General features: G+C 40.7%; 19 protein-coding genes and 2 pseudogenes. 20 read left to right on the top strand and 1 reads right to left on the bottom strand.

Annotated elements, in window-relative coordinates; all coding sequences use genetic code 11:
• The first annotated feature begins 4 nt into the window (after positions 1–4).
• The 18 genes and pseudogenes from BCAMP_RS03650 to BCAMP_RS03565 all read left to right on the top strand — a co-directional run bounded on the left by BCAMP_RS03650 (position 5) and on the right by BCAMP_RS03565 (position 19,148).
• Entirely contained in the window at positions 5–583 is a 579-nt protein-coding gene (locus BCAMP_RS03650; protein ID WP_035313760.1) for a lytic transglycosylase domain-containing protein, read from the top strand.
• A 229-nt stretch (positions 584–812) separates the two neighbouring features.
• Positions 813–3,508: pseudogene (gene acnA / locus BCAMP_RS03645) on the top strand (aconitate hydratase AcnA).
• 249 nt (positions 3,509–3,757) lie between these two features.
• Positions 3,758–4,486, top strand: a complete 729-nt coding sequence (gene rpsB / locus BCAMP_RS03640) for a 30S ribosomal protein S2 (RefSeq protein WP_035313758.1) — start codon at positions 3,758–3,760, stop codon at positions 4,484–4,486.
• A 111-nt stretch (positions 4,487–4,597) separates the two neighbouring features.
• Positions 4,598–5,482 carry a translation elongation factor Ts gene (gene tsf, locus BCAMP_RS03635; RefSeq protein ID WP_035313756.1) on the top strand — a complete coding sequence of 295 codons (885 nt, stop codon included), beginning with the start codon at positions 4,598–4,600 and terminating at the stop codon, positions 5,480–5,482.
• Between the two features lie 166 nt (positions 5,483–5,648).
• Entirely contained in the window at positions 5,649–6,374 is a 726-nt protein-coding gene (gene pyrH / locus BCAMP_RS03630) for a UMP kinase (RefSeq protein WP_035313754.1), read from the top strand.
• A gap of 1 nt (position 6,375) precedes the next feature.
• Positions 6,376–6,933 carry a ribosome recycling factor gene (gene frr / locus BCAMP_RS03625; RefSeq protein ID WP_035313753.1) on the top strand — a complete coding sequence of 186 codons (558 nt, stop codon included), beginning with the start codon at positions 6,376–6,378 and terminating at the stop codon, positions 6,931–6,933.
• A 202-nt stretch (positions 6,934–7,135) separates the two neighbouring features.
• Positions 7,136–7,904, top strand: a pseudogene (locus tag BCAMP_RS03620) (isoprenyl transferase).
• Between the two features lie 24 nt (positions 7,905–7,928).
• Positions 7,929–8,717: a phosphatidate cytidylyltransferase gene (locus tag BCAMP_RS03615; protein WP_035313751.1), complete on the top strand. Its 789-nt coding sequence runs from the start codon at positions 7,929–7,931 to the stop codon at positions 8,715–8,717.
• 165 nt (positions 8,718–8,882) lie between these two features.
• The gene (gene rseP / locus BCAMP_RS03610) at positions 8,883–10,151 is read left to right on the top strand and encodes an RIP metalloprotease RseP (RefSeq protein ID WP_035313749.1); all 1,269 of its coding nucleotides are present in this window, start codon (positions 8,883–8,885) and stop codon (positions 10,149–10,151) included.
• Positions 10,152–10,175: 24 nt separating this feature from the next.
• A complete protein-coding gene (locus BCAMP_RS03605) occupies positions 10,176–11,876 on the top strand; it encodes a proline--tRNA ligase (protein ID WP_035313747.1) in 1,701 nt (566 codons plus the stop codon).
• Between the two features lie 122 nt (positions 11,877–11,998).
• A complete protein-coding gene (locus BCAMP_RS03600) occupies positions 11,999–12,379 on the top strand; it encodes a hypothetical protein (protein ID WP_035313745.1) in 381 nt (126 codons plus the stop codon).
• Positions 12,380–12,657: 278 nt separating this feature from the next.
• Positions 12,658–13,614 carry an LD-carboxypeptidase gene (locus BCAMP_RS03595; protein ID WP_035313743.1) on the top strand — a complete coding sequence of 319 codons (957 nt, stop codon included), beginning with the start codon at positions 12,658–12,660 and terminating at the stop codon, positions 13,612–13,614.
• A gap of 358 nt (positions 13,615–13,972) precedes the next feature.
• A complete protein-coding gene (locus BCAMP_RS03590) occupies positions 13,973–16,054 on the top strand; it encodes a bacterial Ig-like domain-containing protein (RefSeq protein WP_035313741.1) in 2,082 nt (693 codons plus the stop codon).
• On the top strand, positions 16,054–16,764 hold the full coding sequence (locus BCAMP_RS12485; RefSeq protein WP_156921133.1) for a hypothetical protein: 711 nt from the start codon (positions 16,054–16,056) through the stop codon (positions 16,762–16,764). The genes BCAMP_RS03590 and BCAMP_RS12485 overlap by 1 nt, the downstream gene beginning before the upstream one ends.
• Before the next feature lie 11 nt (positions 16,765–16,775).
• Positions 16,776–17,273, top strand: a complete 498-nt coding sequence (locus tag BCAMP_RS03580) for a hypothetical protein (RefSeq protein WP_035313740.1) — start codon at positions 16,776–16,778, stop codon at positions 17,271–17,273.
• Between the two features lie 104 nt (positions 17,274–17,377).
• Positions 17,378–18,319 (top strand): DUF916 domain-containing protein, encoded by a 942-nt coding sequence (locus tag BCAMP_RS03575; protein WP_051456867.1) that lies wholly within the window; start codon positions 17,378–17,380, stop codon positions 18,317–18,319.
• The gene (locus tag BCAMP_RS03570; RefSeq protein ID WP_035313738.1) at positions 18,297–18,557 is read left to right on the top strand and encodes a P-loop NTPase family protein; all 261 of its coding nucleotides are present in this window, start codon (positions 18,297–18,299) and stop codon (positions 18,555–18,557) included. The genes BCAMP_RS03575 and BCAMP_RS03570 overlap by 23 nt, the downstream gene beginning before the upstream one ends.
• Before the next feature lie 408 nt (positions 18,558–18,965).
• Entirely contained in the window at positions 18,966–19,148 is a 183-nt protein-coding gene (locus tag BCAMP_RS03565) for a hypothetical protein (RefSeq protein WP_198015695.1), read from the top strand.
• A gap of 169 nt (positions 19,149–19,317) precedes the next feature.
• Here the strand turns inward: BCAMP_RS03565 and BCAMP_RS03560 are convergent, their stop codons facing one another.
• Positions 19,318–20,028: a LytR/AlgR family response regulator transcription factor gene (locus BCAMP_RS03560; protein ID WP_035313735.1), complete on the bottom strand. Its 711-nt coding sequence runs from the start codon at positions 20,026–20,028 to the stop codon at positions 19,318–19,320.
• A 135-nt stretch (positions 20,029–20,163) separates the two neighbouring features.
• Between BCAMP_RS03560 and BCAMP_RS03555 the strand changes: the two genes are divergently transcribed.
• Both BCAMP_RS03555 and BCAMP_RS12480 read left to right on the top strand, forming a co-directional pair.
• Positions 20,164–21,771, top strand: coding sequence for a DUF2075 domain-containing protein (locus BCAMP_RS03555; protein WP_035313734.1), 1,608 nt, complete (start codon positions 20,164–20,166; stop codon positions 21,769–21,771).
• A gap of 144 nt (positions 21,772–21,915) precedes the next feature.
• Positions 21,916–22,797 carry an Rpn family recombination-promoting nuclease/putative transposase gene (locus tag BCAMP_RS12480; protein WP_051456866.1) on the top strand — a complete coding sequence of 294 codons (882 nt, stop codon included), beginning with the start codon at positions 21,916–21,918 and terminating at the stop codon, positions 22,795–22,797.
• Positions 22,798–22,867: the final 70 nt, after the last annotated feature.

Genomic DNA, 22,867 nt, shown 5'->3' with positions numbered 1-22,867 from the left:
GCGAATGAAACTGTTAAAAACAGCTGGACGCGCTTTTGATTTTCTCTTACTCGCAACTGTTTTTCTAGCGTTACTTTTTGGGAACGTTTGGCAATCACAAGCAATGAAAATTAAAGGGCATATTCCTGCGAAATATGTGTCTACTTATCAAGCAGCCGGACAGGCTTACGATGTCGATTGGTATTTATTGGCCGCGATTCATCGTGTTGAAACGAACTTCTCTCAATCAAAATCAATGGTATCCAATGCAGGCGCGTTAGGACCAATGCAATTTTTACCGTTAACCTGGGTCGGATGGAATTACCCAGGTAAAAATGATGACGTCACCGCCGCTGATTTAGTCAATCTCGATGTGATTGCCAAGTACGGTGGTTATGGAATTGACGGTGATAAGGATGGAAAAGCTGATCCGATGAACCTTAGTGATGCGGTTTTTAGCACAGCCAATTACCTCGATAAAACGAAGGCAAGCGTCGACCGCAAACATCTCAAAAAGGCGATTTTCGATTATAACCATTCTGATATTTATGTGACCGATATTTTATATTATTATGACCTGTATAAAAAATTGGCACAAAACTAAACAGCACAGACGTTTAACAGTACTAGTTAAACATCGGTGCTGTTTTTCTAATGTATAGAGATAAGTAAAACTTATCTCTATTTTAAAATACAATCTAATTTACTTATGTTAGAAAGAAGGCTATAGTAAGGAGTAGATAAGCGTCAGTAACACAACGGGCGCATTTATTCTGAACAGAATTTTCTTATTATTCTGACAGAAAATAAAGCGGTGAAAATGGGGGTATTCGATGTTAAACAATGAGCAATTTGTAGCAAAAACAATGGTCGATGGGGAAGAATACACATATTTTGATATTGCGGCTTATTGCGAGGCGCAGCTGCGCGATGTTACCACATTGCCATACAGCATTCGTGTGTTACTCGAATCGGTGTTACGACAACACGATGGCTTAATCATTACGGAAGAACATGTACAAACATTAGCGCAGTGGCAACCGACCGACCAATCCGGCGAAGTGCCGTTTAAACCAGCTCGGGTTATTTTACAAGATTTCACCGGTGTACCTGCGGTGGTTGATTTAGCAGCAATGCGCGATGCCCTCAAACAACTGGGGGGGAATCCTGAAGCAATTAACCCTGAAGTGCCAGTTGATTTAGTGATTGACCATTCGGTTCAGGTTGATACGTACGGGACGCATGAAGCGTTGCAACGGAATATGGTGATGGAGTTTAAACGCAACCAAGAACGCTATGAGTTTTTAAAATGGGCCAGAATGCCTTTGATAATTATCAAGCAGTGCCACCAGCAACGGGTATTGTACATCAAGTTAACTTAGAATTTCTAGCGCGGGTGGTGTTTGAACAGACGACTGAACAAGGCACGGTCTTGTATCCAGATACACTCGTCGGCACCGATTCGCATACGACGATGGTTAATGCCTTAGGTGTACTGGGGTGGGGTGTTGGCGGAATTGAAGCAGAAGCAGGGATGCTCGGTCAACCGTCGTACTTCCCTGTGCCCGAAGTTGTCGGCGTCACTTTATTAAACGCATTGCCAGCCGGTGCGACCGCAACTGACTTAGCCTTAAAAGTGACACAAGTGCTACGTCAACATGGTGTTGTCGGTAAGTTTGTTGAGTTTACCGGGGCAGGATTAGCAAGCTTAACCTTGTCTGATCGAGCAACGATTGCCAACATGGCACCTGAATACGGAGCAACCTGTGGCTTTTTCCCAGTCGATGCCGAATCATTAGCTTATTTAGCCCTAACAGGACGAAAGCAAGCTAAAATAAACGTGATTGAACGCTATTTAAAAGACAATCATCTGTTCCATGATACAACAGAAACAATTGCTTACAGTTCGAGTGTGACGATTGATTTGGCAGAAATCATGCCGAACTTAGCGGGACCAAAGCGTCCGCAAGACTTAATACCCTTGACAGAGATGAAAACGGCGTTTGAAACCGCTTTGCAAGCACCGGTCGGAAATCAAGGTTTCGGTTTAAGCGCAGCCGAGACGCAAAAGACAGCGCAGATTACGTTTGATGATGGTGAAACGTTAGCGATGCCGACAGGCGCTGTGGCGATTGCTGCCATTACCTCTTGTACGAACACGTCAAATCCGTATGTGTTATTATGCGCAGGTTTGATTGCGAAACGTGCCGTTGAACTTGGCTTGAAAGTGCCACGCTACGTTAAAACCTCGTTAGCGCCGGGATCAAAAGTAGTGACGGCTTATTTAGATGATGCGGGCTTAACGCCTTATATGGATCAACTCGGTTTCAACCTCGTTGGTTATGGCTGTACGACCTGTATTGGGAACTCCGGTCCGTTATTGCCTGAAATCGAAGCGGCCATTCAACGCGAAGACTTACTCGTATCGTCGGTCTTAAGTGGTAACCGTAACTTTGAAGGTCGGATTCACCCGTTAACGAAGGCGAACTACTTGGCTTCACCACCGCTCGTGGTGGCCTATGCTTTAGCGGGAACGACTGCCTTTGACTTTGAAACGGAAGCGCTCGGAACAGATCAAAGCGGCACTTCAATATACTTGCGTGACCTCTGGCCGGATAAAGCAGCGGTTGAGGCATTAGTGAAAACCGTTGTAACACCAGAAATATTCAGCAAACAATACGCACAAGTGTTTAATGACAATGAGGTGTGGAACGCAATTGAAACAACTGATGAGGCTGCCTATAACTGGGATGAAACATCAACTTATATTGCAAATCCGCCATTCTTTGATGCGTTGCAAATGGCAATTGAACCAATACAACCGATTAGCGGTGGACGTGTATTAGCTTACTTTGGCGATTCAGTGACAACCGACCATATTTCACCAGCTGGTGCCATCGGAAAAGATACACCGGCAGGCCTTTATTTAAGAGCGCATGACGTACCAATTCGTTCGTTTAACTCGTATGGCTCACGACGTGGTCACCACGAGGTGATGATGCGTGGTACCTTTGCTAATATTCGGATTCGCAACAAGGTTGCACCGGGCACAGAAGGTGGCTATACTACCTATTGGCCAACAGCTGAGGTCTCATCAATTTATGATGCTGCAATGCGTTATAAAGAGACACAAACACCATTGGTTGTACTTGCGGGTAAAGATTATGGAATGGGGTCGAGCCGTGACTGGGCAGCGAAAGGGCCGAAATTACTCGGTGTTAAAGCCGTAATTGCTGAAAGCTATGAACGAATTCATCGTTCTAACCTTGTGTTAATGGGTATTTTACCGTTGCAATTTATTGATGGACAATCAGCAGCGTCGCTCGGATTAAACGGCGACGAAGTGTTTGATATTGCGATTGATGATACAGCAGGTGTTCGTGAAATGGTCGAAGTAACGGCTACGCAAGGGGAGAAAATCCTGAAATTTCAAGCCATTGTAAGATTTGATAGTTTAATCGACGTAATCTATTATCGTAACGGGGGTATTTTACCGCTGATTTTACGCCAGAAAGCCGTGCAGAAATAGGGCAGTTGTATTCGTCATAAGATTTGTGCAACAGAGCCCTTGTGAAAGTAAAGACCCTTTTTTTTCTAAAAAGGCTGTTAGAAAGCCTTGCAATCATAAAACAGACATGCTATAATTACTAATGTTGTTAAAATCACATATAAATTGATATGCAGGGTGGTACCAAAGGAAATGGTTCCCGGTATAGTTGATGTTTATAGAGGGCGATTTTTTCGCAAAAATAATAAAACCACAGGAGGGAATAACATCATGGCAGTTATTTCAATGAAACAATTATTAGAAGCAGGCGTTCACTTCGGTCACCAAACTCGTCGTTGGAACCCAAAAATGAAAAAATTCATCTTCACAGAACGTAACGGTATTTACATCATCGACTTACAAAAAACAGTGAAAAAAGTTGACGAAGCATTCAACTTTGTTAAATCAATCGCTGAAGACGGTGGCCGCGTATTATTCGTAGGTACTAAAAAACAAGCACAAGAATCAGTAAAAGACGAAGCGATTCGTTCAGGTCAATTTTACGTTAACCACCGTTGGTTAGGTGGAACATTAACTAACTTTGGTACTATCAAAAAACGTGTACGTCGTTTGAAAGACATCGAAAAAATGGCTGAAGATGGTACGTTTGACGTATTACCTAAAAAAGAAGTTGTTTTACTTAAGAAAGAACAAGAAAAATTAGAACGTTTCTTAGGCGGAATCAAAGAAATGCAAGATATTCCTGATGCATTATTCATCGTTGATCCTCGTAAAGAACGTATCGCAGTTCAAGAAGCTCGTAAACTTAATATTCCAATCGTTGGTATCGTTGATACAAACTGTGATCCTGACGAAATCGATTACGTTATCCCTGCAAACGATGATGCAATCCGTGCTGTTAAATTATTAACAGGTCGCATGGCTGACGCTATCATCGAAACTAAACAAGGACAAGAAGAAGTAGTTGAAGAAACAGTTTCTGAAACTGTAGAAGGCTAATTTCTAAAACGTTCCGAACAACAAAAGGTGATAAGCAGATTGAATTGTTTATCACCTTTTTTTTAAAGAAAAAAAATAAAAAAAGACATTTATCCTAGGAGGAAACATACAATGGCTCAAATTAGTGCTGCTTTAGTAAAAGAATTACGTGAAAAAACAGGTGCAGGCATGATGGACTGTAAAAAAGCTTTAGTTGAAACAGAAGGTGACATCGACGCTGCAATCGATTACCTCCGCGAAAAAGGTATCTCAAAAGCTGCTAAAAAATCAGATCGTATCGCTGCTGAAGGTCTTACTAACGTATTAGTAGACGGCAACGACGCTGTCTTATTAGAAGTTAATGCTGAAACTGACTTTGTTGCGAAAAACGAAGAATTTTTAACAGTTGTTAACGACTTAGCAAAACATTTATTAGCTGCAAAACCAGCTGATTTAGCTGCTGCTTTAGCATCAGAAATCAACCCTGGCGAAACAGTTGAAACATACATTACTTCTGCAATGAACAAAATTGGTGAAAAATTATCATTACGCCGTTTTGTCATCATGAGCAAAACTGATGCAGATTCATTCGGTTCATACTTACACATGGGTGGCCGTATCGGTTCTTTAACTATCGTTGAAGGAACAACGGATGAAGCTGTCGCTAAAGATGTTGCAATGCACATCGCAGCTGTAAACCCTAAATATGTTTCTCGTGATCAAGTAGCCCCAGAAGAAATTGCTCACGAAAAAGAAGTGTTAACACAACAAGCATTAAACGAAGGTAAACCTGCTAACATCGTTGAAAAAATGATTGTTGGTCGTTTAAACAAATTCTTAGCTGAAATTAGCTTATTAGATCAACCATTCGTAAAAAACCCAGACTTGACTGTTGGTAAATTCGTTGAAGAAAAAGGTGCTAAAGTTGCTAGCTTCGTACGTTACGAAGTCGGTGAAGGTATCGAGAAACGCGAAGAAAACTTTGCAGAAGAAGTTATGAACCAAATCAACAACTAATTACGTGTCGCGTAGTTAACCAGACGAATTGTGAACTGGCGCTACTTAGCATTAGTTCGCAATTGAATAAACCTATATCATGGATAGGTTGTCTGGGGGGAGCATTAGCTCCCCTTTTTTTAAAGAATATCAATAAATCGATTGCAAAATTGAGCGGAGGTTAACAATGAATACACCTAAATATAAACGTGTCGTATTAAAATTAAGCGGTGAAGCATTAGCAGGCGAAGAAGGTTTTGGGATTAACCCAACCGTTGTCAACTCTATTGCTAAACAGGTGAAAGAAGTTATCGAGTTAGGGATTGAAGTCGCAATTGTATGTGGTGGCGGCAATATTTGGCGCGGTAAAATTGGTAGCGAAATGGGAATGGACCGTGCAAACGCCGATTATATGGGCATGTTAGCGACAGTCATGAACTCACTTTCATTACAAGATTCACTTGAAAACGTTGGTGTACCGACACGCGTTCAAACATCGATTGAAATGCGTCAAGTTGCGGAACCTTATATTCGTCGTCGAGCAATTCGTCATTTAGAAAAAGGCCGTGTGGTCATCTTTGCAGCGGGTACGGGTAACCCTTACTTCTCAACAGATACAACCTCAGCATTACGCGCAGCAGAAATTGAAGCAGATGTTATTTTAATGGGTAAAAACAACGTCGATGGTGTATACACTGCCGATCCTAAAACAGATGCAACTGCAACGAAATACGAAGAATTATCATACCTTGATATTATCTCGGGTGGACTTGAAGTAATGGATACAACTGCCTCATCATTAAGTATGGACAACGATATCCCATTAGTCGTATTCTCATTAAACGAATATGGTAACATTAAACGTGCCGCTATGGGCGAAAAAATCGGAACAACTGTTAGGGGGAAATATTAAAATGTCAAAAGAAATTTTAAACTCAGCAAAAGAGCGTATGACAGGTGCAGAAAATGCGCTAACACGTGAATTAGCAAACATCCGTGCTGGCCGTGCCAACACATCAATCTTAGACCGTATTACGGTTGAATACTGGGGTGCGCAAACACCTTTAAATCAATTAGCTTCTATTTCAGTACCAGAAGCACGCGTCTTACTCATCTCACCATTTGATAAAGGCACATTAACTGAAATTGAACGTGCGATTTTCGCTTCAGATTTAGGTTTAACACCTTCAAACGATGGCGAAGTCATTCGTTTAACAATTCCAGCCTTAACTGAAGAACGTCGTAAAGTTTTAGCGAAACAAGTTAAAGCTGAAGCTGAAAACGCAAAAGTATCAGTACGTAACGTCCGTCGTGACGCGAACGATGAGCTTAAAAAAGGCGAAAAAGCAGGCGGTATTACTGAGGATGAGTTGCGTTCATTATCAGATGATATTCAAAAATATACGGATGCAAGTATTAAAAAAATCGACAGCATAACAAAAGATAAAGAAGAAGAGATTATGTCTGTTTAACGTTAAAACGCATAGCCGGCCATCCACCACTCGTTCTTTGGTGTTTGGTCGGCTATTTGATTAGAAAACGGGTCCGATTATGATAAAACACTAATAATTGGCTAAGTTTCGCCACTAAATCATGCATCATACGTCTTATTTTGGTATGATTAACGAGAACAATAAGTTAGGTTTTGCATAAAAACCTTGTGGGGGATAAACTATGTTTAATAAACTATTTAAAAAAACAAACGGAACGAAAGCCTTACCTCAACAGCTAACGACAGACAAGATACCGCAACACATCGCAATTATTATGGACGGAAACGGTCGTTGGGCAAACAAACGTTTGTTACCCCGAATTGCAGGTCATAAAGAGGGCATGGACACCGTGAAAAAAAATTACGATGGCAGCGAGTAAACTTGGTGTCGAGGTGTTAACCTTATATGCCTTTTCAACTGAAAATTGGAAACGTCCAACCGATGAAGTCCAATTTTTAATGAAATTACCCGTCGATTTTTTTGATACATTTATGCCTGAATTAATGGCTGAAAACGTTCGTGTCAATGTCATGGGGTATCATGACGCCTTACCACTGCAAACGCAAAATGTGGTAAAACAAGCAATGGAAACAACTAAAAATAATACCGGACTCGTGTTGAACTTCGCCTTAAATTATGGCGGTCGTGCTGAGATAATCTCAGCAGCGCAGTCAGCAATGCGTGAGTTGCTCGCTGAAAATGGGACAGTCGAACAGTTAACAGAGGAAAGACTAGCAGCGCATTTAATGACATCTTCTTATCCCGAACCGGATTTATTAATCCGCACGAGTGGTGAAATGCGCGTCAGTAATTTTATGCTCTGGCAAATTGCTTACAGCGAATTTTACTTCGTCGACAAACATTGGCCTGATTTTAATGCAGCCGATTTGACAGAGGCCGTGGCAACATATCAACACCGTACACGTCGCTTTGGCGGCATTTCAAAGTAAAAAAAGTGGAGTGTGAACAATAAAATGAAAACACGTATTATTACAGCAATCGTGGCATTAGCTGTATTTGTACCATTTCTTGTCATTGGTGGGAACGCCTTTCAAGCCTTGATGTACATTATTACAACGATTGCCATTGGCGAAGTGATTCGCATGCAAAAACGCTCTCTGGTTGCAATCGATAGTATCCTGCTCTTTTTATTAGGCTGGGTTATCTTATTGCCAAATGAAGCTGTGACATATTTAGCAGATTATAACATTAGTTTCATCTTAATTGTGTCCGTTATCGTGATGCTAAACTTAACTGCAAGTGTCTTATCTGCTGATAAGGTCAATGTTGCGCAAGCTGCCTTAGGGATTATTTTAACGTTATATATCGCAGCTGGTTTCCGTTCGTTTTTGACGATTCGAAACGAGAGTTTAAACCTGATTGTATTTGCGATTTTAATCGTTATTTTAACCGATAGTTTTGCTTACTTTGTCGGACGAAAATTTGGTAAAACTAAATTAGCACCGACAATTTCACCGAATAAAACAATTGAAGGATCAATTGGCGGAACCCTAATTGCGACGATCGTAGCAGTTGCTTATACATTGATTTTTCCAATCGATGTCGGCCTGATTCATATTATTATCGGTACGATTGTCTTATCGATTGTCGGTCAATGTGGGGACTTAGTCGAGTCAGCCGTTAAACGTTATTGTGACGTTAAAGATTCGGGTAAGATTTTACCAGGACACGGTGGTTTATATGATCGCTTTGATAGTTGGTTATTTGTGTTCCCAATGATGATTATTTTACAATTTATGTAAGCACGAGGAGAAATGACTCTAAATAGGGGGAACGTTAGGGGAATAACTGTAGCAGCTGCATAATTCGCAACAACACGATGTACATCCGTTACCTGTAAACGAATGACCTTAAATTTAGATTCGATCGCGCGGTGCAGAAGCATTGCTAATCAGAAGGAGTGACAAATGGAAAATATACTAGCATTTATCGTTGTCTTTGGCTTACTTGTGTTCTTCCATGAACTCGGCCATTTCCTCTTTGCTAAAAATGCAGGGATTTTGGTACGAGAGTTTGCCATCGGCTTCGGTCCGAAAATATTCTCATATAAGAAAAAAGAAACATTGTATACTGTACGCTTACTTCCGTTAGGGGGCTACGTGCAAATGGCGGGGCAAGATGACGAACCCGTTGTCTTAACGCCAGGTTATCGCGTGGGTTTAATGTTTAATGAGGCTGGCGAAGTAAGTCAAATTATGACATCCAACCTTGATAAATATCCAAACATTGAACCGATTGAAGTCGCAGCTGCGGATTTAGAAAAGGACCTATTTGTTCGTGGAATCGTCTTAGGCGATGAGAGCGAAACCGTAGTCACTTATCCCGTTGCCCGTAATTGTGAGATGGTAGATGGTCATACAACACGCGCGATTGCGCCGCTCGACCGTCAATTCAACTCGAAATCATGGTGGCATCGTTTTATGACCATTGCAGCGGGGCCACTCTTCAACTTTATTTTAGCATTCTTCCTGTTCATCGTGTTTGCCTTCGCTTCTGGTGGCGTGCCGACCGATGATGCGAGAATGGGTGAGGTTCAGTCTGGTTCAGCAGCAGCAATAGCTGGTGTTAAAGCAGATGATGTTATTAAAACAATTAATGGTGAAAAAATCGAGTCATGGACAGACATGACAACCATCGTTCGTGCAAATCCACAAAAGGAACTTGCTTTTTCACTCGAACGAGATGGGGAAGTTAAAAATATTACGATTACACCGAAGAAAGTAACACAAGATACCGAAAAAGTGGGCCAAATTGGTGTAATGGCACCAAAAGATAGTACGATTAGCGCGAAATTAAACTATGGTGTTGATCAAACTGTTTTCTGGTTTAAACAAATTTTTGTGTCACTTAAAAACATGGTCTCTGGTGGCTTTTCATTAGATAGCCTTGGCGGACCGGTCTATATTTACCAAAGCACCGCAACAGTTGTCAGCAATGGGGCAATTATGCTCTTGCAATGGGGTGCCGTCTTAAGTATTAACCTAGGTATTATTAACTTATTACCAATACCAGCGCTAGATGGTGGGCGCTTACTCTTCTTAATTGTAGAAGCAGTTCGCCGTAAACCGCTAGACTCTAAAAAAGAAGGTCTTGTTACTGTAATTGGGTTTGCACTGCTAATGTTATTGATGGTGCTCGTTACATGGAACGACATTACCCGTTTCTTTTTCAAATAAAATGAACATCGAGGAGAATCTAATATGAAACAATCAAACATTTTAATTCCGACTTTAAAAGAAGTCCCAAGTGACGCTGAGATAAAAAGCCATCAATACCTAATTCGTGCGGGCTATGTTCGCCAAAGCGCTCGTGGCATTTATTCATATTTGCCACTTGCACAAAACGTTAAAAATAAAATTGAAGCAATCGTTCGTGAAGAATTAGCTGAAATCGGTGCGACTGAAGTGTTAATGCCGGTCTTACAACCAGCTGAAATTTGGAAAGAATCAGGTCGTTGGGATAAATACGGCGCTGATTTAATGAAGATGAAAGACCGTCACAACCGTGATTTTGCGTTAGGACCAACGCATGAAGAAATGGTGACGGACTTATTACGCGATGATATTAATTCATACAAAAAATTACCCTTGACTGTCTTCCAAATTCAAACAAAATTCCGTGACGAACGTCGTCCACGTTTTGGCTTACTCCGCGGCCGTGAGTTCTTAATGAAAGATGCGTACTCATTCCACTCAGAAACGGAAACATTGGATGCAACCTTTGATGATATGGCTAAAGCGTATGGTAAAATCCTCGACCGCTGTGGTTTACAATGGCGTTCAGTTATTGCTGATTCCGGTGCAATTGGTGGTAAAGGCTCACGTGAATTCCAAGTTATCGCTGAGGTCGGCGAAGATACTATCGTGTATGATAAAAACAGTGACTATGCTGCCAACGTTGAAATGGCTGAGGTGTACTACGAAGCGAAGCCTTCAACAGCAGCAAAAGAGAGCCTTACAAAAGTGGCTACACCAGGCATGAAATCTATTGCTGATGTTGTTGCAGGACTAAATGTGCCAATCGAACAAACGATTAAATCATTATTAGTTCAAGCAGACGATGAAGTTGTGATGGTATTAGTGCGTGGCGATCATGAGTTTAACGATGTTAAATTAAAAAACATGCTAGATCTCGATACAATTGCCTTAGCAGACGAAACAGTTGCGATGACAGTTATGGGCGCAGATTATGGTTCACTCGGACCGATTAATGCACCAGCAGAAATGAAAATCTATGCTGATAATAACGTGCAAGATATCGTTAATGCTACAGTGGGTGCCAATGAGTCAGACTTCCACTTCCAAAATGCGAATCATGGTGTTGACTTTACGGTCGAAGCTTTTGCCGACTTACGGATGGTACAAGCAGGCGATTTAACACCGGATGGTAAAAACACATTAAGCTTTGCTAAAGGTATCGAAGTGGGGCATATTTTCAAATTGGGCACGCTCTACTCTGAAGCAATGAAAGCGACGTACTTAGATGAAAATGGTCGCCAACAACCATTTATTATGGGGTGCTATGGTCTGGGGATTTCTCGTTTAATGGCAGCCATCATCGAGCAAACAGCAGATGATAAAGGCCTCGTTTGGAACAAATTATTGGCACCATATCACGTGCATTTAATTCCAATTAAACCAGCTGATGAAGCCCAAGCCGCATTAACGACAGAAATCGAACAATTATTGAAAGAGAACAACTTAACGTCATTAATTGATGATCGTAAAGAACGTCCTGGTGTTAAATTCGCTGATAGTGAATTGATTGGTTTACCTGTCCGTGTGACAATCGGTAAACGTGCAGCAGAAGGCGTTGTTGAAGTTAAAGTTCGTGCAACTGGCGAAAGCTTTGAAATTGAAGTCGCTGAACTTGTCGCAAAAATTAATGAGCTTTTAAACTAAAAGTGAAGTCTGCTCGTTCAACTATCTGAAAGCTATTAATTATTTTCACAAAAAAGTTTCATTAGACATTGTCTACAATCTGGAGCCGTTTAACGGCTCCTTTTTGATTCATAGGAGGATTTATGACATTATATCGATACGGTAAGCAAAAATACATTCAAATTGCGTTGCTACTATTTGTTTTTTTTGTTAGTTATACTAATTTGAATCCGGCTGAAATAAGTCGTGGTTTTAAGATTGTTACGGCCATTATTTTCGCATGGCAACTTTATCGTTTAGGTGCGAATATAACGATTTATCCGGACCAGCTGGCCTATCGTTTTTTTGGAGTAACCTATAAAACGATTGCTCTAAAAGGACTAGACTATCAAGCGCCAGCACTGAAACGAAAATTCGGCTCAAAGCCGTTTGCTTTTTTTAGCCATCATCATGAGATTGGTATTTATGAAGGCAATCATCAAGTCCACCAACTAAGCTTGAACACAGGCGCAAAAAAAAGCTGAAATGGTGTACAGTTATTTAAAAAGTTTAAATTCAAACAATCGTTAATTTTTAGCTTCGGCCTTATTATCGCGAAAACAAAGTCACTGTCAGCGAATTCGAAAAAAAGCAGTTTAATTTGACTTTATCTACAATCTGACGCCAGCTTAGCTGGCGTTTTTTGTTTTTTTTATCCTTAAATATATTTAAAGTGTTTATGTGTGTTCTTTTAACAACAGCTGTGTTAATCTTTACGTGTACGAGGCGTATAATTGATACTAGAAAGGTGAGGGGAACATAAATGAAGCATATTACATTGTGGAGTCCAGCAAACACGGGGGCAGCGCTTAGCACAACAGCTATTATCCAAGCGCTTGAAGTATTAAATGAAGGTGGTTTTGAAGTAAATATCCCACAACGAGACCTCTTTAAAGCAACTGATTTAGGTGTGATAACACAGGAAAGTAACCGTAATCTGCTGCGCCAATTCAATCAGGAAAAAGACACGACAATCTTGATGTCACTTTATGGTGGTTACACAAGCAATCTCCTGTTAGATGAGTTGCTTCATTTTGATAAAGCTACCGATAAGTGCTTATGTGGTAAAAGTGATTTAACCTGTTTATTGAATGGCCTGTTTTTCTTGCATGGTATCAAATCGATTTATGGCATTGATTTTGCAAAATTCAGTAACCAAAATTATTCAAAAGCACAGACTGACCAATTTATCGCCGCTTTACGCCAAGAATCATTAACTTTTTCAAAAGCAGCTAGTTTTAATGATGGGTTTTGGTACATCGAGGATCATCTACAAGAACAACATCTAGCATTGCCGTGGGGTGTGATTGGGAACCCGAACATCGCTCAAATAAGTGGCACTGCTGTGGGTGGGAATCTCGAGAGTCTGAACACCTTAATCGGGACGTCTATTCCACTTGATTTTGAGGATAAAGTGGTTGTACTGGAAGGAATCTCGAATAGTTTGCCTGCTAAATTCATGATGGATTTGAAACATTTATTGATGACGACCAATATTGAGCAGGCACGTGCGCTTGTTATCGGTACGTTTGAACCGAGAAGCCAATTGAATGAGGTGACGGTGTTGGAACGCATCTTTAAAGAAGAACTAAGGTGTCAACGTCTACCGTTAGTTATTACAAATGTGGATGTATCACATACCGAACCGTCTGTACCGTTTTATATTGGGGGCGAGATGACTTTAGATCTTCGCTCAAATACACTAAGTATTCAATGGTAACTTTACTATTATGATTTAACTGAAGTGATGATAGAGCAGCTATGCAACAGCGGATGGCTGCTTTTTTGTCGTTCAAAAAGGGAGTGAACGTTGAGCTTGATTGAGACGATAGTTAAAGTGAATAGCGTATTAACAAAAATATGAGCGAAAATAAATGAAGTTTTGGGAGCGAATATTTTTTTTGCGGAATTAATAAAGCTTTCATAATAATATTATGTAAACCACGAAAAGGCGGTTGATGTGGAATATTTGTTTTTTGTTACATTGTATATGTTGTTCGTTACATTTTGAGCCCATTACAGCAATTGTGTGTATATGATGATAAGGAAAGGTGCGATTACTACAAGGGGGAATGGGAATGAAATCACTGATGATATTGCTAAGCTCTCTGTTTTTAATGCTGTTATTAGCTGTTCCCATCACTGCAAAGGACCTGACACCAACTTATTCTGACGAGCTTGTTACTGTCGATCAAGCAAAAACAACAAGTGTTGCACAGCCCGCGCAGCCGAAAGCACTGATTGAATTAATTGAAGAAACCGAACTAACAAAGGCTGCTTTTATTGAGCATTTAAAACCGCAATTAGATGCAGCGTATGCAACAGATTTAGTAATTGAAGCAGCTGATAAGGTGTTAGGTCCTGCGGTTGGTGATATCCTGGAGGCATATGTCGAATTACCGGTGCATGCGACAATCTCGCACGAGTGGCATTTATTATTTTATGGCTTTCGGTATTTTCCAACGATAATTCCTTATCATAATAATGTTGAATTTACCTTTAACCATGATAAGGTCGTTTACGATGTGAGAGTGGTATCGGTGGAGTTTCCAACCGAAGAAGGGGCACGAATAAAGGCGCCTAACATCGGTTTGTTAGGAAATAAAGCTCGTTTTAATCTTGAAATTGAACGCATGCGCGCAAGTACGGCATCACATCTAAACATACCGACTGACCTCAGTTGGCAAACAACCTTCTTTCAAATCAACAGCCCGATATTACAATATTTTCTTTTGAACTGGTCGTATAATGCGTCAAAAACTTATGCGATCAATGTCCAACGTTCCCCTTTGATTACAACGACGAACACAACCCTCTACCAAAAGCAAACGTATAACCCAAAAGACAATTATGTGCGAGGGTTTGATATACACAATAAGCCGCTTCATTGGGATTCAAAAACGATGACGATTAGCGGTACAATAAATACGAGTAAACCAGGGAAATACCGGCAAGTATTAACGTATCATTACCTGTACCAAGGCGTTCCAAAAGAATACACCAAGGTTTATTTTGTTGACATCATCGCTGACCAAACAGCGGTTCTATTACAAGATGTTTCACTGTATCAAGGCCAAGCATATAATGCGAATGCGCCGTTTCTTAATGTAACGAATAAAGATGGTGAACCACTTAAAGCGGAAAATATTCACTATTACTATGTCAACAATCAACTGACGAAAGAAATCGATACATCTGTTCCTGGTAAACATGATGTTCGCATTGTGATTCAAGATGCTACGAATGCTTGGCGTTATAGTGAAACAGCCAGGGTAACGGTTAAGCCGGATCAAACAACGGCGGTTTTAAAAGATATTGAGCTGTACCAAGGTCAATCGTTCGATGCGAATGCACCGTTTGACACAGTCACGAATAAAGATGGCACACCATTAAAAGCAGAAGGCATCAACTATTACTACATCAATAATGTGCTGACAAAAGAACTCGATACGACACAACCTGGCAGTCATCAAGTGCGGATTGTAATTCAGGATGCAACCTCTAAATGGGTGTACAGCGATCCTAAAACAATCACGATTAAAAAAGACTATACAGCGATTGAAGCGAAAAATACGAGCTATTATGTTGGCGAAACGTATGAAGCGATTAAAGGCTTTGTAAGTGCGACCGATGAAGATAATCGAGCATTAGCTTTTGCAGCTGAGATGAGTTGGATGAATGATCAGAAACCGGTTGATATGTCACGTGCCGGGACGTATCAGGTCTATTATGGTTTGACAAATATGAGTGGTCAGCTTGTGATAAAAGCTGTCGAGGTGAAGGTAAAAGAACGTGATCTCATATTAACAGTGGCTCCGTCACAAGCTTTTGGCAATGTTAACTTAGGAGAAACGATGACGAACCTATATTGGAAAAAAGAAAATAAAGTAGCTGTGAGTGACGAAGGTGATAAAGGCTGGCAATTACAAGCCGCTTTAGTAAATGCAACTCAATTCGAGCGTTATTTATTTATCCGTGATCAATCATTCGCGGATGGTGCAGTGTTAATTAGTGACGGCCGAGGCTCGCAAGTCGTAAGTGATCAATTAGCTACAGTTGATTTTGTTTATGTGAACTATCAAGCAACCACGCAATTACGGACAGATTCAGGTGTAATTGAGTGGATGCTCAGTCCTTCAATTAGGGCGGTGACAGAGTAATGACTTTCTTGAAACGACACATGTTCAAGCTACCAATAATAAGCGGTATATTTATTTTGGCAACCGCTCTCAAAGGCAGTGCCCACCAATCAGAGGTGCTACTCGTGTTACATCCTGCAGAAATTGAGCTTGATCAGTTGCCAGCCTTAGGTGACATCACGTTGGGTTGGCAACCGTTACTATGTTTCATCGCGGCCGTTTGCATCGTTGTGTGCATCTCAAACAAGCAACGGCATCAACTTGAAATCGGAGTAGTAACAGCTTTAATGATAGTGCTAAGTGCTTATCCACTAACCGCTTCAGTGTCTGATTCGACACGGATTCAAGCAGCAACTAGCCCGGGAGAATTTAGCCTGTCGCAACCGAATGATGTTCCGTTTGAATTGACGTTAAACGGCAACCAACAAACAGTTAGACCACAAGCCATCACAACGACTGTGACGGATTATCGCGGCATTAAATCTGGCTGGCAGTTGTTAGTTAAAGAGTTGTCGATACCGACTGAACGGCAGCCTTTTCAAGTAACTATTAATGAACAACCAATTTCACATGTAAATACACTTGTGTATGATCAAGTACGACCAACAGTGAAAGAAGTCCTCACATTGGTTACAAGTGTAACTGTCTTTTCAGAGGCAAGTGCCGGAACATATTTAACACAACTACAATGGCAACTACAACCGCAAGTCATTACAAATATTACGGAATAGGAGTGTTGACAATGACAACTAAACAAGCGTTTTATCCACTAATAGGCTCATTAGCACTGCTTACGCTGATGACAGCAGGTGCAGTTAACGTACACGCAGATGATGTTTTAACGGGCAACACAACAATTGATGCTCAGGTGACTAAAGGCGATTTAATACTGGCGATGGATGAAAAAACAGATTTTGGAACACAGCCACTCGGTGATAAAATCGATTTTGGAACGAAAGATATTGCCTTTACGGTGACCGATTTCACTGGAACAACGACAGGATTTACACTGACTGCCCAACTCGGGGATACCGATGCCAAACGATCATTAAAAGTAGGCGGTGTTGAACTGTCCGAAACAGCAGTGACTGTGTTGTCAAAACCAACAAACATCATTGGTGAAAACAAAGAAAAAGTGGGAGCTCAACTCGTTTACACAAACGTGAATGAAACAAAGGTTTTCCAAACACTTGTTAAATGGCAGCTAACAAATGCAACAACGAAAGATATTGCAGAATAGGCGCAAAATAGTGGCAGCGGTTTGGAAGGAGTTACAAATGAAAAAAATACTAACGGGGTTAACAGTCGTGTTGCTGTTAGCTCTTCTTTTTTAAGACAACAGCAGTGAGGGCAGAACAAGTCGGAGAGTATGCGGTTAGTCCCTTATTACCAGCATATCAAACGGAAGGGGTCGAACATTTTTTTGATATTCGTTGGACACCAAAGCAAACAGCTGAGTTTGGTGTCCGCATTACCAATAAAACAAACGTCAAAACGACTTATACGCTACAACTAAATAAGGCACGTACGAATCGGAATGGTGTCATTGATTATGCTGATAGTCGTCCAGAAGCTGCGCAAACACGTTACAAGTTAACGGATTTGATTAAGCTACCTGAAACCGTCGTCGTTGAAGGGAAAAGCAGTGTTGCAGTAATGGGGAAAATCAGCTTCGGTGCGGCTGATTTTAATGGTATTCTCATGGGTGGCATTCATGTTGCTAAGCAAGCGGAGACACGAAGCGAGGGGATTAGTCATAGCGTCTCATACAATTTACCGCTGATTATTAGGGGGAACGATGACCACCGACCAGTGCCACAATTGGCTGTAACAGATGTAACTGTTACACCCTTGAAAAATAACCGAGGATCAGTTGATCTAACCCTTGTTAATCAAGACGCTAATTTTTTAAAAGAGGTAACGTTTGCAGCAGTGATAAAAAACAAACAGGGTGATCGGATGGATAGTCAAACGAGCCAATGGGATTTGACACCAGAAACAGCGATGCAATACCCGATTAAACTCAATGGCCGTTATCGACCAGGACGCTATCAGGTTGACCTCACAGTGACACATCGAACGAAGGGGGAATGGCAGTTTAATGAAACATTTGAATTGACAGCAGCCGCGGCCAATCAATTGAATCAAAAAACGACCGGGAGTGCCAACTCCTGGATTAGTGTGATGCTGGCAGGTGTAATCCTGCTTGCCTATTTTATTAGTAAATATGTCAGACGTCAGTATGATAAACAAGGGAGGCGAAATGATACAAACATTAACCCTTAAAAACATTTCTAAGCAATACGCAGATGCAAAAACACTAACAAATAATCAGCTGCGTATCTCCTTTGAAGCCGGTGAAGTGTTAGCGTTAACGGGGCAGAAAAAACAACTTTACTCAAGCAAATTACTCATGTTTGATGAACCATTTAATGGCCTTAATCCGGATGGCAGTCTGTTGTTAATTAGGCGAATCAACCAAACAGCCCGGTCACACCTAACACTTGTCAGTAGTCATGCCTAGGCCGAACTCCAGCAGTTTTTTTTGTGGGCATGTATCAGCAAATCGTTCACTGACCGATATTCGTGACACGTATCCGACGGGAAGAATGGGGTATTACGATGCAACGAAGCGTCACTCGATTGAGTATCGTTCGCTGTGAATACCGTCTGATTCGGCATCATTTGTTGAGCGTTAGCCTGATGAGTGCCGGCTGTCCCTCGCTTTTTTCGCTTTTTTGCCGTGGTTGGTTTTTATGAACGAACCGATTCAATTCAAACGCATTTCGAGGTGTTTTTTCGTTGGCAACAACGATTACTATAGCATTTGTCGCTGTTTATGGTGCGGTAATTGCTCGCAAGGAATTGGTGAGCCACTATGTTGGAACCGCACGTACACACATTTTTTTATGACCTGTGTCACGAAAAAAAAATGTTCCCAATTAACAGTCAGCTGTTGACTATCACTGCCCGGTTTTTCGCTGGAACGTTGGCCACAACTATCTTAGAACTGTTAGCGATAAAACTGTTGCAAGTGATGACTGTTGCATTTATGCCACACCTCATTCTCGCCATCTTTGCGTTTGCGAATGTAACCGCAATCGCCACGAGCTAATTTTTCGGCATTGCACTCATCATCGCCTTCTGTTTAACGGTAAGCTCGTAGTGGTTTTTGCACAGCTGTGGTGCGACACTAATTAGTATTGGCAACTCCCGTATTAACACTCTTCATATGCATATGTAACACACCTTCTCTCCATACAAAGGTGTGTTTTTTTTGTTTTTTAAAACCGTTGGTGCCTTAACTGTTGCAATGCGTGCTGTTTGAAGGTGCGACCAAGCGGTAAGCTGATTTTTTCATGATGAGCATCTTTGAGGGTGACCGTTGTCGCATTATAGGTCAACACAGAGCGACTATTAATTATATACGACCGATGAATTTGAACAAACTGATTGTCAAGCTGTTGCTTGACTGCGGCCGTTGTTAAATAGGTCGAGTAGCTCTCACTATCCGTCACAATGATGACTAAACGACGGTTTTTTTCGAAATAAAGAATATCGGATAAGGGCAGTCGTTGCTGTACATGGTGCTCGTTGAAACGAAAGTAGCGTTCGGACTGATTTAAAAAGTGGAGCAGGCGCTTAATAACTGCAACAAAAGGAACCGTTGTTAAAGGAGTTAAGAGGCAATCGAACGGCTGAAAAGAGAGTAATGTTGGTAATTGATGGACTGAAGAGACGACAAAGAGAACCGGAACGGTCTGATCATGGGATCGAATGGTTGTTACTAAGGCGTGTGTCTGAGGGAGTTGTTCAGTGGTTACGATAATGAAACAATCAAAACGAGTTGTTGTGAGGTGTTTACGTAGTTTAGCGGCTTTGTTATAACTGTGGATAGTAAAGGTCTTGTGCGAGCATTGTTGAAGCATCGTTTCAATCGTGAGAGAGGTTGTCAAATGAGTGGCATAAAGGGCAACATGGAATATTTTTATCACCTCCTTCCATCCATTAGTATACCTGTTTATGTCGATTGGAGGCGAGTAACTAGCGGTTAAAAAGTCGTGGTGGACTAGGCAACGTTTGAAACAACCGTTATACTTAAGTTATCTACTAAAATGAGGTGAACGAGCATGACAGAAGTGCAAATCAAACAGTTTTCATTTCAAGAAACGGCCTTAGCGACGATTTCGGATGAATTGATAGTCGATTATCCCACCGTTTATTTACTGAATAACCAAAAAGAAGTGTACATCGGAGAAACAGTCGCCCTTAAAAATCGGATTAAACAGCATTTGAAAAACCCTGCGCGTAAACAGTTAGTCGATGTCCGTGTTCTCAGTCATCAAGCCTTTAATCAATCTGCTACTTATAATATCGAAACGAAGCTAATTAATTATTTCTTAGCGGATGAAAAGTACCTCCTGCAAAATAAAAGTCAAACGGCTCAGAGTGTCACCCATAATTACTACAATAAAAATTTTTTTGATGATATTGTTTTTAGTGATATTTGGCGCAAATTATTACAGGCCGGTTTTGTAAATCATAGTGCCGATCAAATTGAAAATAAAGATATTTATAAGTTATCACCGTTTAAACAACTCTCAACCGAGCAACTCGAATTAAAAACGACTATTATTGAACGCTGTGAAACGCATATTAATGATGCTAAACCGTTTGTGTTTTTTATTAAAGGTGAAGCGGGTGTTGGAAAAAGTATTATTTTAAGTGCCGTTTTTAACCAATTGCAAGAGTTGTCACAAACAAAAAATTCACCCCTTTATCAGACGACTAACCGGTTACTCGTTAATCATGGGGAGATGTTAAAGACCTACTTGAAAATCGCCTCCCAAGTAAAGAGTTTAAAGAAAAACAATTTCAAAAAACCAACGACCTTTATTAATGAAATGAAACAGCATCAAACTAAGGCTGATATTGTCCTAGTTGATGAAGCCCATTTACTGTTATCGCGGCCGGACCGTTTTAATGGCTTTCAAGAACAAAATCAATTAGAAGAAATAATCAAACATAGTAAAATTACCATCGTTGTCTATGACGATAAACAAGTACTTAAATTAAAAAGCTATTGGGATGATACAAAGTTAGCTCAGTTGAACGTTGATTATACGACTGAAGCCCCGTATGTCTTGAAAAATCAATTTCGGATGAAGGCAAATGATACTGTTATAAATTGGATTGATGCCTTTGTTAAGCGTGAAATATTGCCATTACCAACTGATGAAAATTTTGACTTCAAAGTATTTAATGATGCACAGCAGCTGTTTGAACGAATCAAAGAAAAAAATGGAGCCGGTGGTTTAGCTCGAATGGTTTCTACGTTTGATTATCAACATAAAAAAGATGGTGCAACCTATTACGTTGAAGAAGGTGCCTTTAAATTACCATGGAACATCGTCGATAAAGAAACCTGGGCCGAAAGAAACACATCGATTAATGAAGTGGGCTCTATTTATACAGTTCAAGGCTTTGATTTGAACTATGTCGGCGTTATTTTAGGTCCGTCTGTTTCATATGATGAAGAAACAGGCGCTCTAAAAATCATCACGGCTCATTATGCTGATACAGGTGCCTTTAGTGGTAAAGAAGGATTTGCCGATGTCGAAGCGATTAAAGAACAAATCATCCTTAATTCAATTAACGTTTTAATGAAGCGGGGGATTCATGGCTTATATATTTATGCTAGTGATCCAGCCTTGCGAGCGCGGTTAGCGAAAAGATAACGAGTTAATAGTCAAGTGAAGCAAGCATCGCCCGCAGTTTGGGCGATGCTTTTTTGTGGAGCATCAAATCAGTTGAGCCTTGATTCAAAAAATGTTACGGTGAAATAAGAAGGGCAATAACCGTTTGAGGAAGGGAGTGAGGGCTTGATACCCAAGCAATACTTACCGACGAACGACTTATTATTCAAGAAGGTGTTTGCATCGTCAGGAAATGAAAACGTTTTAAAAGGCTTGATAACTGATGTCCTTGGTCTGCCGATTGAGACCGTAACGATTACGACACCGTATGCCATTGATACTTTTTATAAGGATCACGCCACACATAAGCTTCAAGACACCGAGGTTGATCTTAAAGCGGAACTAAGTGATGGCAGTGTGGTCACGATTGAAGTGCAGTTACAGCAACATCAGTTTTTCAAAGAAAGAGTGCTTTATTATGCGCTCGAAACCTACATTGCCAATTACAGTAAACAAACAGTGGGTAATAAATACCGTAGCTTAACACCTGTTTTTGGCATCAACATCATTGATTTTATTTTGTTTCCTCAAAGTGAAGGCGTACTCCAGCACTTTGAGTTATATAATAAAGCGGCTAATTTGCCATACCAAAGGTCCGGGGCGCAGCCGCCAATAGCGCTAACTTTTTTTGAATTAGCAAAGCGACAACCACATCAGCGTTCGGTCATTAATGAGTGGAGACGCTATTTTAAAACGGGCGTTGTTTCTAAGCAGGCACCGCCTTATTTACAGCAGGCTTGTCATTTAGCACAGTATCAAAACCTATCGAAGGAGGAGCGAACGATGGTAGATGCAACACAAAAAGCACGAGATATTCAAGAGGCCTTTATGGCAGATGCAGAAGAAAGAGGAATTGAAAGAGGAATTGAAAGAGGAGAAAGACAGAATCAAATGAAAATAATCCACCGAATGCGCACGAAGGGAATGTCAAATGAAGAGATAAGTGTGTTAACCGGAATAGAGTCTTCGGAAATAAAACGTTTGATGAAAACAGCATTAATTGATTGAATCGGTGAAAAACAAAGAAAATACAAATTGATGGACTTTGTCTGCAATTTTAGAGATGAAGTCTCTTTTT

Origin of the sequence: Brochothrix campestris FSL F6-1037 (genome assembly GCF_000525915.1) — a bacterium.
Lineage (GTDB): Bacteria > Bacillota > Bacilli > Lactobacillales > Listeriaceae > Brochothrix > Brochothrix campestris.
Note: the sequence above shows the minus strand (reverse complement) of the source record. Positions and strands in the feature narration are given on the sequence as shown.